Annotated in this window: 12 protein-coding genes and 1 pseudogene; 9 read left to right on the top strand and 4 right to left on the bottom strand. The window is 63.1% G+C overall.

Features of this window, described 5'->3' with window-relative positions; all coding sequences use genetic code 11:
* The first annotated feature begins 74 nt into the window (after window positions 1–74).
* The 5 genes from IWX62_RS02735 (at window position 75) to IWX62_RS16425 (ending at window position 4,506) form a co-directional block, all read left to right on the top strand.
* Window positions 75–455 carry a DUF7793 family protein gene (locus tag IWX62_RS02735; RefSeq protein ID WP_442859226.1) on the top strand — a complete coding sequence of 127 codons (381 nt, stop codon included), beginning with the start codon at window positions 75–77 and terminating at the stop codon, window positions 453–455.
* Window positions 456–2,006 carry a putative bifunctional diguanylate cyclase/phosphodiesterase gene (locus IWX62_RS02740; RefSeq protein ID WP_196839801.1) on the top strand — a complete coding sequence of 517 codons (1,551 nt, stop codon included), beginning with the start codon at window positions 456–458 and terminating at the stop codon, window positions 2,004–2,006. It begins immediately after the preceding gene.
* Window positions 2,007–2,015: 9 nt separating this feature from the next.
* The gene (locus IWX62_RS02745; protein WP_196839802.1) at window positions 2,016–2,807 is read left to right on the top strand and encodes a class I SAM-dependent methyltransferase; all 792 of its coding nucleotides are present in this window, start codon (window positions 2,016–2,018) and stop codon (window positions 2,805–2,807) included.
* Window positions 2,808–2,996: 189 nt separating this feature from the next.
* The gene (locus tag IWX62_RS02750) at window positions 2,997–4,400 is read left to right on the top strand and encodes an OFA family MFS transporter (RefSeq protein ID WP_196839803.1); all 1,404 of its coding nucleotides are present in this window, start codon (window positions 2,997–2,999) and stop codon (window positions 4,398–4,400) included.
* Between the two features lies 1 nt (window position 4,401).
* Window positions 4,402–4,506 carry an MFS transporter small subunit gene (locus tag IWX62_RS16425; protein WP_442859227.1) on the top strand — a complete coding sequence of 35 codons (105 nt, stop codon included), beginning with the start codon at window positions 4,402–4,404 and terminating at the stop codon, window positions 4,504–4,506.
* Between the two features lie 244 nt (window positions 4,507–4,750).
* On the opposite strand, the gene IWX62_RS02755 is transcribed toward IWX62_RS16425, so the two are convergent.
* The gene (locus IWX62_RS02755) at window positions 4,751–5,734 is read right to left on the bottom strand and encodes an aldo/keto reductase (RefSeq protein ID WP_196839804.1); all 984 of its coding nucleotides are present in this window, start codon (window positions 5,732–5,734) and stop codon (window positions 4,751–4,753) included.
* 366 nt (window positions 5,735–6,100) lie between these two features.
* Between IWX62_RS02755 and IWX62_RS02760 the strand changes: the two genes are divergently transcribed.
* Both IWX62_RS02760 and IWX62_RS02765 read left to right on the top strand, forming a co-directional pair.
* On the top strand, window positions 6,101–7,492 hold the full coding sequence (locus IWX62_RS02760) for an S-layer homology domain-containing protein (RefSeq protein WP_196839805.1): 1,392 nt from the start codon (window positions 6,101–6,103) through the stop codon (window positions 7,490–7,492).
* 68 nt (window positions 7,493–7,560) lie between these two features.
* Window positions 7,561–8,349 (top strand): SDR family oxidoreductase, encoded by a 789-nt coding sequence (locus IWX62_RS02765; protein WP_196839806.1) that lies wholly within the window; start codon window positions 7,561–7,563, stop codon window positions 8,347–8,349.
* A 50-nt stretch (window positions 8,350–8,399) separates the two neighbouring features.
* On the opposite strand, the gene IWX62_RS02770 is transcribed toward IWX62_RS02765, so the two are convergent.
* A complete protein-coding gene (locus tag IWX62_RS02770; RefSeq protein WP_333483156.1) occupies window positions 8,400–9,881 on the bottom strand; it encodes a glyceraldehyde-3-phosphate dehydrogenase in 1,482 nt (493 codons plus the stop codon).
* A gap of 231 nt (window positions 9,882–10,112) precedes the next feature.
* Between IWX62_RS02770 and IWX62_RS02775 the strand changes: the two genes are divergently transcribed.
* Together IWX62_RS02775 and IWX62_RS02780 are read left to right on the top strand one after the other, a co-directional pair.
* Window positions 10,113–10,949 (top strand): ACT domain-containing protein, encoded by an 837-nt coding sequence (locus IWX62_RS02775; protein WP_196839807.1) that lies wholly within the window; start codon window positions 10,113–10,115, stop codon window positions 10,947–10,949.
* A 35-nt stretch (window positions 10,950–10,984) separates the two neighbouring features.
* Complete coding sequence (locus IWX62_RS02780; protein WP_196839808.1) at window positions 10,985–11,941, top strand: acyl-CoA thioesterase; 957 nt, start codon at window positions 10,985–10,987, stop codon at window positions 11,939–11,941.
* Between the two features lie 163 nt (window positions 11,942–12,104).
* On the opposite strand, the gene IWX62_RS02785 is transcribed toward IWX62_RS02780, so the two are convergent.
* Window positions 12,105–12,398 (bottom strand): DUF4287 domain-containing protein, encoded by a 294-nt coding sequence (locus tag IWX62_RS02785; RefSeq protein WP_196839809.1) that lies wholly within the window; start codon window positions 12,396–12,398, stop codon window positions 12,105–12,107.
* 225 nt (window positions 12,399–12,623) lie between these two features.
* Window positions 12,624–12,871, bottom strand: a pseudogene (locus IWX62_RS16190) (hypothetical protein); the annotation flags it as partial.

Below are 12,871 nucleotides of genomic sequence, written 5' to 3' on the forward strand. Positions count from 1 at the left end.
GTATGGTCTCAACCGGATTGACTTCCACTGCATCCCCGTGCCGCCGGGCACGCGAAACCGCTCGGTGATCCTCAGTGGATGAGATAGGGCAGGGCCGGATCGAGGGCATCGATGCCACCCTGGTGCTGGGACCCGACGATATCCTGCGGCTACGGTGGGCGCGCGGTATCTCCATTGTTGAGGAGGATGCGCTCCGCGCCATGGCGCGGGTGAACGAGCTGTGTGCCGAAACCCGCCACCCGATGCTGGTTGACATGGCCACCACCAAAGCGGTCAGCAGGGGAGCGCGGACCGTGTTTGGCCTACCATGCTCGGCGTCGAGAATCGCGTTGCTCGGCTCGTCGCAGGTGGATAAGGTGATCGCAAACTTCATTTTGGGGGTAAGTACGCTCCCGTGCCCCACCCGTTTTTTCACGTCCGAGCCGGCCGCTCTCGAGTGGCTGCAGGAGGGGTAAGTGGCTGAAGAATTCCTGGACCAGCGGCTCGACGCCCTCGTCGAGGGAATCGTCCGGCTCTCGTCGGGCGACCTGTCCGCACGACTGGAAATTTCGCCGGCACGCGATTCGATGGACGCCGTCATCAACGGGGTGAACCTGCTGGCCGAGGAACTTGAGATCCTCTACGAGGAGTTGGAACAGCGTGTCCAGGACCGCACCGCTCGCCTGCACGCCGCCCAGGTGGAACTGGAGCGGATGGCAATGTACGACAGTCTCACCGGTCTGCCGAACCGCGTCCTCCTGCGCCGCAGGATCGACGACGAGACGCTCGCCGCAGCGCTCGGGGCGCCCCCGCCGGCGCTGATCCTGCTGGATCTTGACGAGTTCAAAGCCGTCAACGACAGCCTGGGTCATTCCGCCGGAGACGATGTTCTCATCGAAGTGGGGCGCAGGCTCACGTCCACCGTGCGCGACTCGGACACCGTCGCCCGGCTGGGAGGTGACGAGTTTGCCGTGCTGCTCCCGCAGACGTCAGATCAGGAGGCGGCTGCCATCGCAGACCGGGCACTTGAGGTGCTGCGCCCGGAAATGATCGTCTCCGACACCAGCATCCGCACGTTGGCGAGTATCGGAGTGCGCTGCGGACAGCCCGGCCTCAACGGCGAAGATATGATGCGTGACGCTGATACCGCCATGTATGTGGCCAAGAACCGTGGACGGGGAAACGTCCAGGTGTTCCATCCGGCCATGCTGCAGGCCACCTTCGACCGGTTCAACACCCTTGACGAACTCCGCCGTGCCATCGGCTCCGGGGAGCTCAGGGTGCACTACCAACCGGTGGTCCTCCTCGCCACCTCGGTGGTGGTCGGAGCTGAGGCTCTGGTCCGCTGGCAGCATCCAGAACGCGGGTTGCTCTACCCTGCAGATTTCATGGAGATGGCTGAGGAGAGCGGGCTGGTCCTGGACATCGGCGAGTGGATGATTGCCGCCGTCGCGGCCCAGCTCGGCGAGTGGGGGGAGCTGCTCGACGGCAGGGACTTCGCCGTGCGGGTCAATCTCTCTGCCACGGAGAGCAGGACCCCCGGGCTGGTGGGCTTCATTGACCGGGCCCTCGCCGAGCAGGGAGTTCCTGCCACGCGTCTCATCGTCGAGATCACCGAGACCTCGCTTATGACCGATCAGGCAGCCAGCGCGAAGAACCTGGCCGGGCTGCGGGCGCTCGGTGTCGGCGTCGAGATTGACGACTTCGGCACCGGGTACTCATCAATCAGCTATCTGCGAAAGCTTCCCGCCCAGGCAGTGAAAATGGACAGCTCACTGATCGAGGACATTGCCGCTGACCCTCTGCAACTGAAGTTTGTGGGCGCGGTCCTCCAACTGATTGAGGCCGCGGGTCTCGTCTCCGTGGCCGAGGGCATCGAAACCCCTGATCAGGCCAGGCTCCTCACGGAGATGGGCTGTGTCTACGGGCAGGGCTACCTTTTCGGGCGGCCAACCGACGGGACGGCGCTGGCGGAGATGCTCTGCATGGCGCCGGACCCGGCTGGTATCGACCGGCTCAGGGACTAGTCTTGACGGGTGTCATCGCTTCTGAGGAAATATCTACTGTTACCGGCAATCATCAGGCTCTCCTCAGCTGTGCCCAAGGACAGGAACGCCGCCTGGGCGGGCTACTGGTCCCGGATCACCACCACCGGGGCTGATGGCGATGTGCTGTGGGATGCAGGCGGTGACCACGAGTTCACCAGCTACCTCCCCACCCTGCTCCGCACCCTGAACCCGGCGCTGCCGGTCATCGACGTCGGGTCGGGTCACGGGAGCTTCACCCGGCTGCTGGCAGCACATTTCCCCCGGGCCATCGGTGTGGACGTCGCACCCAGTGCCACCTCCCGTGCCCTCGCCGAATCAACGACGGTACCCGCGGCTGAATTCCGCACCGCCGACTGCACAGCAGCCGGGGTGGGCGACCGACTTGCCGCCGAACTGGGTGACGCCAATGTTTTTGTCCGCGGCGTGTTTCACGTCCTGGACCCGGTGTCCCAGGCGGCGCTCGCAGCCAACCTACTGGCTCTGGTGGGTGCCACGGGGAGGGTATTCCTCGTCGAAACCAACTACCGGGGCAACTCTTTGGGCTACATCTCCCGTCTTGGTGCTACTCCTCGGCGGATCCCCCGACCCCTGAAGCTGGCGATCGAAGGTCTGCCCAAACCGGGCCACTTCGGGTCAGGGGAGCGCCGGGCCGCGTTCGACGACGCCGCGTGGACGGTTCTCGAGGACGGGGCGGTAACCATCGACGCAGTAGCCATGCGCCAGAAGGGCCAGCCGGAGCAAATCCCGGGTTACTACGCTGCCCTTGCGCCCCGTGGCTAAACTCTGTCGGGTAGGGCTCTCCTGGTCCTGTCTCATCTGACCGCTTATCGCATCAGAGCTACCGTTCATCGCCGCCTGGGATCGTCGTCTACCATGGGGAGGTTGAGTACTGAAAACTAAATTCCACGTAGCGTTAGTAGCCGCCGTCCTGGCTGTTCCCCCACGCTCTCCGTGACGAAGGAGTTATTGATGAGTTGGCTTGCCCGAGAACACACCATCGCGCCGCCGGGGTACAACCGCTGGCTGATTCCTCCGGCGGCGCTGGCGGTGCACTTGTGCATTGGCCAGGCGTACGCTACCAGCGTCTACAAGACCGCACTGGTTGAGCACTTCGATGCCAGCCTGACCCAGATCGGTGTGATCTTCTCGATCGCCATCGTGATGCTGGGCCTGTCCGCAGCCGTCATGGGCACCTGGGTGGACAAGAACGGTCCCCGGATGGCGATGTTCACCTCGGCGCTGTTCTGGACCGGCGGGTTCCTCATCGGTTCACTCGGCATCTTCACCAACCAGCTGTGGCTCGTCTATGTGGGCTACGGCTTCATCGGCGGCATCGGCCTGGGCATCGGCTACATCTCGCCGGTCTCCACCCTGATCAAATGGTTCCCGGACAGGCCAGGACTGGCCACCGGTATGGCCATCATGGGCTTCGGCGGCGGCGCGCTGATCGCCAGCCCGCTGTCCACCCAGCTACTCCGCATGTATGACCCAAACTCCGGTGCAGCTGACTGGGTAGCCAGCGGCGAAGCGGTGGGCATGCTCTTCCTCACTCTCGCAGCGGTCTACCTGGTCTACATGATGTTCGGTGCGTTCACCATCAAGGTTCCCGCCGCGGACTGGAAGCCCAAGGGCTTCGACCCGTCCACGCTGAAGGCCAAGCCTCTCGTCACCTCCGACAACGTCTCAGCGAAGAATGCCATCAAGACCAAGCAATTCTGGCTGGTCTGGATTGTGCTTTTCTGCAACGTCACCGCCGGTATTGGCATCCTCGAGCAGGCCTCACCCATGATCCAGGACTTCTTCCGTGAATCCGATGGCACCACGGCAATCACTGTCGCCGTCGCTGGTGGGTTTGTGGGTCTCCTCTCCATCGGCAACATGGCGGGCCGCTTCGTCTGGTCCTCGACCTCGGACATCATTGGCCGCAAGCGCATCTACATGGTCTACCTGGGCGTCGGTGCCCTGCTGTACACCACGCTGGCTCTTGCCGGAGCGGGCACCACCGTCCTCTTCGTGTTCCTTGCCTTCTTCATCATCTCCTTCTACGGCGGCGGTTTCGCTACCGTCCCCGCCTACCTGCGCGACCTGTTTGGCACGTTCCAGGTTGGTGCCATCCACGGCCGTCTGCTGACCGCCTGGTCGGCTGCGGGCATCGCCGGACCACTGATCGTCAACGGTTTCCTCGACGCCCAGGGCACGCCCGGTGAGCTCACGGCCGCCGCCTACCAGCCGGCACTGTTGACCATGGTGGGACTGTTGATTGTTGGCTTCATCGCCAACCTGATGATCACCCCGGTCGATTCGAAGTTCCATGAAACAAAGACGAAGCCCACCACCGGGACGTCTACTAAAGAACCCGCTATGGAGGCATGAGATGAAGGCAGCAAGCACCACGTTCGTATGGGCACTTGTGGTTGTGCCGTTGGCCTACGGTGTCTTTCAGACCCTGACCCGCGTATCGGCGCTCTTCGGCGCGTAAGTATCAGATTGTCCGAGGACAGCTCCTAGAAGTACCGCACACTGCAGCGGCCCCCATCCCGGACGGGTGGGGGCCGCTGCAGTTAACGGTTCAGATACACCTGCCTGGTGTTTACCAGCGTGGGTGGATCGCTTCCCGGAAGTGGCGGGTGTAGATGTCGCGGATGCCGTCGTTGAGCTCGACGCCGAGCGCGCCTGTGTCGGCGGCCGCTGCAGTTAACGGTTCAGATACATCTGCCTGGTGTTTACCAGCGTGGGTGGATCGCTTCCCGGAAGTGGCGGGTGTAGATGTCGCGGATGCCGTCGTTGAGCTCGACGCCGAGCGCGCCTGTGTCGGCGGCCGCTGCGTTGGCTCGGGCCTGCTCCACGGTGCGGGCACCGGGAATGACGCTGGTGACGCCGTCCTGGGCCACAATCCAGGCGATGGCCGCCTGGGCGGTGGTGACGCCGTCAGGAACCAGTTCCTCGAACTCCTTAACCGCGGCGAGCCCGGTGGTGAAGTCGACGCCCGAGAACGTCTCGCCCACATCGAAAGCTGACCCGGTGCGGTTGTAGTTCCGGTGGTCGTTTTCGGCGAACGTCGTGTCCTTCGAGTATTTGCCGGAAAGCAGTCCCGAAGCGAGCGGTACACGAGCGATGATGCCGACGCCAGCCGCCTTCGCTGCGGGGAGCACCTCGTCCAGGGGCTTGAGGCGGAAGGCATTGAGGATGATCTGGATGGTGGCGATGTCGCCGTGCTTCAGCGCTGCCAGGGCCTCGTCGGTGCGTTCCACGCTGACGCCGTAGTTACGGATGGCACCTTCGCTGACCAGGGTGTCGAGCGCACCGTAGACTTCCGCGTCCGAGTACACCGACGACGGCGGGCAGTGCAGCTGCACCAGATCGAGGGTGTCCATCCGGAGGTTGGTGCGGGACCGGTCGACCCACTGGCGGAAGTTGGCCAGCGTGTAGTTCTCGGGTAACTGGTCCACCCGGCGGCCCATCTTGGTGGCGACAGTGATGTCCAGCCCGGGGTTCTCCGCGAGGAAGGCGCCGATGGTCTGTTCGCTGCGTCCATCGCCGTATACATCGGCGGTGTCGAAGAAGGTGATGCCTGAATCTACAGCCGCATGGAGGATGGCTGTGGCGTCTTTGGGGTCCACGTCTCCCCAGTCGGCGCCGAGTTGCCAGGTCCCCAGCCCAACTGTCGAAACGGAGCGGTCAGTTTTGCCAAGAGTTCGTTGTTCCATCCTTCGACTCTAGCCGGGTCGCCCTGACCGCTTCGTTTTATACAGAACTCACTCGAACTCCTTTTCGAGTATATGATTCACAATTACGGCATGGCCCCTGGGGATCCTAGGTTCTTCGAAAATCAAAAAGTTGCGCCGGTCTCTTGCTCTGCCAATACTTTAAGGACCGATGTGAATCGAACAATGCGAATGCGAATTGGGACGGCGGCGGTGTCTGCCTTTCTTCTGCTCAGCGGCAGCGGCGCCGCTCATTCAGCTGTAACATCCCCGGCTATTCCAACTGACGGGCCGATCATGGTCGGAGTTGCGGCTCCTCCCATCAACAGTGTTCCTCCTACACCGGGTACCTCGAGTGGGCTTCCGCTGTTGGAGACCCTGACCGTCGAACCAGAGGGCCTCACCCAGTCCCGCGAAGACCAGTTTGAGTATCCTATTCTGGGTGCCGACGGGTGCAACACCAGAGAGCGTCTCCTGAAGGCCTCAACTACCACTGGTAAGACGACTGGACCATGCACTGTCTCGGGGCAGTGGTACACCTGGTACGACGGCGAAATAACGACCGACCCTATGCAGCTTGCCATTGACCCAATAGTTCCGCTTGAGGAGGCCTGGGATTCGGGCGCTTCAGAGTGGACTGCCGCGCAGCGGCGCGCTTTCGCGAACGATATCGGCCGCGATATTTCTCTGCAGGTGGTTACGACTTCGGTAAAGGCAAGCAAAGGGGAGTCCGATCCTGCGGAATGGCTACCTCCACGGAGCGGCGTAAATTGCAAATATGCCACGGCCTACACCTTGACCAAATCACGGTGGAACCTCAGCATTGACCAAGCTGAGTATGAGGCTCTTCGAGAGATACTCAGCGACACGTCAAACTGCAACGGGAAACCACTCTTGATTCCTGAGCGCGGAATGGCACCCGGGCGGGGGCCAGCTTCGATTATCGGAGGAATCGGGGCGCCTTCAGGCACACCTTACAGAGCGGTCACTGTTGCGGCCTATGCCACTGACGGAACTGTAGCTGCTGGAGACCAGGTGTCTATCGACGGGACCTTCGAGTTGAGTGGTTTGGCTCCCGGAAAATACACTCTCCTGTTCCGTGGGGGTACGAGCGGAACGGCTGACCAATGGTACAGCGAGAAGGGTCAAGGCTATCCGCCGAGCACGATCGCTGTTGTCTCAGGTGGGGTAGTCAGTGGAATCAATGTGGCGATGATAGCCAGCGCTACATTTACCGATGTAGGGCCGGGCACCCAGTTCTCTCCAGAAATAGCGTGGGCGGCCACCACTGGAATTGCGAGGGGGTTTCCTGATGGAGGGTTTCGCCCAGTAGAGCCGGTCAAACGGGATGCAATGGCTGCGTTCTTGTATCGATTGGCGGGTAGCCCGGCAGTTCCGTCTGATGCTCCAGTGTTTGCTGATGTGCCTGCCGACAGCGAGTTCTTTGACGAAATTCGATGGCTTGCCTCAACTGGAATCACTACAGGATTTCCGGACGGGAGTTTTCATCCGTTGGAACCGGTGAATCGGGACGCGATGGCCGCCTTCCTACACAGGTTCAGTGGGAGTCCCCAACTTTCTGGTGTCGGCCCGATTTTCCCGGACGTTCCGGTAACTAGCCAATTTTCGAAGGAGATTAGGTGGCTTGCCCAGACGCAGATCACTACCGGCTACTCTGACGGGAACTTCCGTCCCACGTCGTCGGTGAATCGGGATGCCATGACTGCGTTCTTGGCAAGATACGCGCGAACCTTCGGCTGATTCAGGCTTGCGGACCGATCCAGCTCCGACCTCTGGCACGTCCTCCCGCCCTCGCGTAGCCTGAGGCCATGGTGAGAATAGTGGTCATTGGGGGTACGGGCCTAGTGGGTCATCACGTGGTGGACGAGTGCGTCCGGCGCGGCCACCAAACGCGGTCGATCAGTCGACACCTTCCAACCCATCACTCGTCGCGGAGGGTCGCCGGGGCCGAATATATAGCGGCCGATGTGACTACCGGGGAGGGGCTTACGGATGCACTTCTTGAGTCAGATGTCCTCATCGACGTTCTCGACGGACGCTTCGGAAAAGGCCAGCGGGCGCTCGACGACGGTGCGCTGAACCTGCTCGCAGCCGCCCGTGAGGCAGGGGTGCGCCGCGCCGTCGTGCTCTCGATTGTGAACGCGGACCGGGCGGCGTTCTCCTACTACCGCGCGAAGGTGCGGCAGGAGAAGATCTACCAGAACTCGGCGGTCCCCTCAGTCATTGTGCGTGCCACCCAGTTCCACAATCTTGTAGCCGGCGTGTTTGACGCCGGAGGCAAGGTGGGACTACTGCCGGTCCTGAAAGGCGCCGCGTTCCAGCCGATCTCCGTCCAGGATGTAGCGGGCGCCCTGGCCGACGCAGCAACTCACGAGCCTGCCCCCACCGGGGTCATCAACATCGGCGGCCCACACGTGCTCGCCATGGCCGAGCTCGCTCGGATCTACCGCGACGTCACCGGAACCACCAGCCGGCAGGTCAACGTCCCGTTGCCCGGTGCGCTGGGCAAATTCTTCACCAGCGGCGACAACCTCGCCCCGGACAGCCCCGTGGACGGGATCTCCTTTGAGGACTGGCTCCGCCACCGCGCCACGTAAGACCCATCCTCCGCGTAAGGCCCTGGTGGCCGGTGGTGAGGCGGCGTGTTTCAGACCGCCGAGGACCGCACAGTGGCGGCGACGGGTTCCTTGGCGGGGAACGACGGCGGGTTCACGCCAGCCATTTCCTCCATCACCCGGACCACCTGGCAGCTGTAGCCGAACTCGTTGTCGTACCAGACGTAGAGCACCAGGTTGGTGCCGTTCGCGATCGTGGCGAGCCCGTCGACGATTCCCGCCCGGCGTGAGCCAACAAAGTCGGTGGAGACGACGTCGGGCGAGTCGATGTAGTCCACCTGCTTGCGCAGATCGGAGTGCAACGACGTTTCGCGGAGGTAGGTGTTGACCTCGTCCTTGGTGGTGCCATCGGCAATCGTCAGGTTCAGGATGGCGATCGACACGTCGGGGGTGGGCACGCGGATGGAGCTGCCTGTCAGTTTGCCCTCAAGCTCGGGCAGCGCTTTCGAGACGGCCTTCGCCGCACCGGTCTCGGTGATGACCATATTCAGCGCCGCCGAGCGGCCACGCCTGTCGCCCTGGTGGAAGTTGTCAATCAGGTTCTGGTCGTTGGTGAAAGAGTGCACCGTCTCCACATGCCCATGCACCACGCCGAACCGGTCATTGATGGCCTTCAGCACCGGAGTGATGGCGTTGGTGGTGCAGGACGCCGCAGTAACAATCTGGTCGGTGGGCAGGATGGTGTTGTGGTTGATGCCGTGCACAATGTTCTTCAGCGCACCCTTGCCCGGCGCGGTCAGAAGTACGCGGGCGATGCCCTTGCTCTGCAGGTGCTTCGATAGCCCCTCGGCGTCGCGCCACCGGCCGGTGTTGTCGACCAGCAGGGCGTCCTTGATGCCGTAGGCGGTGTAGTCGACGGTGGACGGGTCGTTCGAGTAGATCACCTGGATGTGCACGCCGTTGGCGGTGATCGTGTTGGTTTCCTCGTCGATCCTGATGGTTCCCTCGAAGCTGCCATGCACCGAGTCGCGGCGGAGCAGGCTGGCCCGCTTCATCAGGTCATTGTCGGCACCCTTGCGGACCACAATGGCGCGCAACCGCAGCCCGTGCCCACCGCCGGCCTTTTCGATGAGTAGCCGGGCCACCAGGCGACCGATGCGCCCAAACCCGTATAGGACGACGTCGGTGCTGGTGCGCTCGTCGGCGCCGCGCTTGTCGACGACGTCGGCCAGTTCTGCCCGGAGGAAGTCCTCCAGGGAAGCGCCGTTGCCTTCGGCCTTGAACTTGTGGGTGAGCCGGGCGATGTCGATGGCGGCCGCACCGAGGTCAAGGTCCACCAGGGTGCGCAGCAGCGGTGCGGTCTCTTCAAGGAACAGCTCTTCCTTGCTGATGCGGCGGGCAAAGCGGTGGGCTTTGAGGATGTTCATGGCCGACTTGTTGATGAGGCTGCGGCCGTGAATGCTGATCACCACGTTGTTCTCGCGGTACAGCCGCCCGATGACGGGGATCATTCCCTCTGCCAGAGCCTCCCGGCTCATCCATGTGTCAAGGCATTCCGATGGGTCGCGGTGCACTGTCAATCCCTTCCTGCCGCTGGGTGTTCCAGCGCTGTGTCCGGCCAGCTGCCTTGTCGGGCAAACCCGGTCTGCGGGTGCTGACTCAGTCGCGCGGTCCGCCCGGACGACGGTGTCGGGGGCTACGGTGGTGCGCGGGTAGTGACCCCAGAATATCGCCCCTCGGCGATTGGTGATAAACGGTCACGACATCGCAACGCAGGCGAAACAGCGGGCCCGCATGCTGGAGGCATGAAGCGACACCTAACCCATGCGGCTGCCGACTTGATGTGCGATTGGTGTGGCCAACTTCCTGAACCCGGAAAGACCCGTGTGACCCTGGCCAATGTGGCGGTGATGCTTCCCATCGAGCTTCTGGTGCATGCGGCAGTGGTCAACACCGACCTCCCGTATCTGGCAAAGGTCCTGGTGCTCGCTTTCACTGCCACTGCCCTGGTGATCTGGGTGGCCGATCCCGCGGCAGCCCGACTGCTGCGGTCCTTCCTGCACGCCCCAGCCATCCGGCGGCGCCGTCGGCTCGACACGGCCGCGGCCCTGTGGCGGGCCCGCGTTCTGGTGCGGGACGAACCGGGTGCCCTGGAGCGGATCACCCGGCGACTTGCCCGGCTCGACATCAACATTCTGAGCATCCATGTACATCCCGCCGAGTCCGGCACGCTGGACGAGTTTGTGCTGTCCGCCCCCGGTGGCCTGCGGGAGGAGGACATCGTGGATGCGCTGCTCGACGGCGGTGGGCGGGCGCCGAGTATCTGGCCGACGACGGCACTCGCCCTCGTCGCCGGCCAGACCAAGGCGCTGACACTCGCCGCCCGCCTGACGCGGGACCCCGGAGAATTGCGCCACGTCGTCGCCGAGTTGCTGTCGGCCGAGGTAGTGCACCCCTACGAGGTGGTGCCGTCGTCGTCCGCCGACGGCACCACCTTGAAGATTCCCACCGCTTGGCACGGACCGCTGGTGTTCCGGCGACCGGCCGCACCGTTCACGCTGGCCGAATCGGCGCGCGCCCACCGCCTGGCGGAGATCGCCGAAACGGTGGAGCGTCGGCTCGTCGTCGCGACCGACACATAACCGTCGGCAACGGGGTGGTGCGCGATACTGGCTCAATGACTCAGACAAATTCCGTCACCCTGCGTTTCCTCGCTGCCCCCACCGACCTCGGGCACAGCGGATCCGTCGACGCCGGCACGGTGCTGGAGTGGGTGGATAAAGCAGCGTACGCAGCCGCCGTCGGGTGGGCGAAGTCCTATTGCGTCACCGCGTACGTTGGCAACATCCACTTCGCCGATCCGGTCAATGTGGGGGACATGGTGGAGGTCGAGGCGACCATCGTGTACACCGGGCGGTCGTCGCTGCACATCCAGACCGTCGTGTCCTCGGGCGACGTCAAGGGTGGCGGCGGGTCCATGCGCAGCCAGTGCCTGGTGATCTTTGTGGCGGTGGGGGAGGACGGCAAGCCCGTCCCGGTCCCACCGTACGAACCGTCAACCCCCGACGAGATCGGCCGGCGGGACGCGGCCAAAGCACGGATCGCCGTGCGCGAGGAAATTGTCGAGGCGATGCGCGGTCAGGTCTACACCGATGAAGGAACCGCTGAGAAGGTCACCCTCCGGTTCCTCGCGGCGCCCACCGACGTGAACTGGGGCGGCAAGGTGCACGGCGGCACGGTGATGGACTGGATCGATGAGGCCGCCTACGTCTGCTCCGCGCGGTACTGCGGCCAGGACACCGTGGCGGTGTTTTCTGGCGGGGTGCGGTTCTATCGGCCGCTGCTGATCGGGGACGTGGTGGAGGTGGAAGCCCGGCTGGTCTATACGGGCAACAAGGGCATGCACATCGCTGTGCACGTCAGGTCGGGCAAACCGACCGAGGATGAGATGCACCTGACGACCTACTGCCTCACCGTGATGGTGGCCCGGGATGCAACCGGCACAGCTGTGGCCGTTCCGGGGTGGATACCCCGTTCGGAGGAGGACCGCCGGCTGGAGGCCCATGCGCGGCACCTGCTGGAGATCCGGGGACGAGCGCCCGGGAATCGGCTGCCGAACCACCTGACGAGCTAGGGGCAGGGCTTCCAGGCCCGTTACGGAAGGTGCTTGCGGGCTTGATGAGCTGAGCATTAACGGTGCTCTGCGCCTGGAGGCAGGCATCACTGACGTAGCGGCCCAACGTCTCGAGCGTTGATGTATAACTATCTCGAAGAACAACGAGTGTGGCCAATGACCCTTAGTAGCCCTCTGGCTTAGTGGCAACACCGTCCAGCCACAGATGATCCTTTGGGTCATTGTGGGTGCTTCCCGTGCCTACGTGATTGCTGCCGATGCTGTCCCCCTTCGTGATGACGTGCACCATAGCCATACCGTGCCCCCGGCCAAGTCCGTATTCCTCAGACAACCACGTGAGGATGGGTCCTGCCTTGGTGTTCGGCCCTAGATCGCGCTGATGAGCGAGTTCGATCAACTGGCGCGGGGTTAGCCCCGTCTTTTTCTCGACCGCGTCGAGGTAAGCCTGGAATGACATCGATCTCCCTTCTATTTGGACTACTGTGCCGCATCCGTGGAGAGTTCGCTAGCCTATTTCACTGCAACGAACGCTCCAGCTACTTCTCTGCATCCACACCGATGTCCGGCAGAGAAGTTCGAGGCATGAATAATGCGTCACTGTCATCCCGGATGGACGCAGGGGGTGACGAAAGACTACGACAACGCAACGTGTGGGCTGTACCTGGCAGAGGCTTCCAGTCGGCTAGGCGAGGGCCGAGTCCGCATGTTCCGGCGGCCACACCACGCTGAAACGCTCGAAGACGATATCATCGCTTTCCGACCAGTGTCGACCCTGCGCTGCTGATACCCGGGTCCAGTACCGGCGGTGTTCACGCCGCCAACTCTCGAGGCTTAGCCCGGATTTTTCATGATCGTCGGTTTGGTCGCTGCGCTGGCGGTTGATTCCTGCTTCGGGTGATTTTGTGGTTTTGGGCTCGTTGGTGGGGCCTG

The organism is Arthrobacter sp. CAN_A1 (assembly GCF_015751665.1).
GTDB lineage: Bacteria > Actinomycetota > Actinomycetes > Actinomycetales > Micrococcaceae > Arthrobacter_D.

Bases quoted from the DNA above. Each gene is read 5' to 3' on its own strand.
- IWX62_RS02780 (WP_196839808.1), top strand. From the start codon at position 10,985: ATGACTCAGACAAATTCCGTCACCCTGCGTTTCCTCGCTGCCCCCACC.
- IWX62_RS16425 (WP_442859227.1), top strand. From the start codon at position 4,402: ATGAAGGCAGCAAGCACCACGTTCGTATGGGCACTTGTGGTTGTGCCG.
- IWX62_RS02775 (WP_196839807.1), top strand. From the start codon at position 10,113: ATGAAGCGACACCTAACCCATGCGGCTGCCGACTTGATGTGCGATTGG.
- IWX62_RS02785 (WP_196839809.1), bottom strand. From the start codon at position 12,398: ATGTCATTCCAGGCTTACCTCGACGCGGTCGAGAAAAAGACGGGGCTA.
- IWX62_RS02750 (WP_196839803.1), top strand. From the start codon at position 2,997: ATGAGTTGGCTTGCCCGAGAACACACCATCGCGCCGCCGGGGTACAAC.
- IWX62_RS02765 (WP_196839806.1), top strand. From the start codon at position 7,561: ATGGTGAGAATAGTGGTCATTGGGGGTACGGGCCTAGTGGGTCATCAC.
- IWX62_RS02755 (WP_196839804.1), bottom strand. From the start codon at position 5,734: ATGGAACAACGAACTCTTGGCAAAACTGACCGCTCCGTTTCGACAGTT.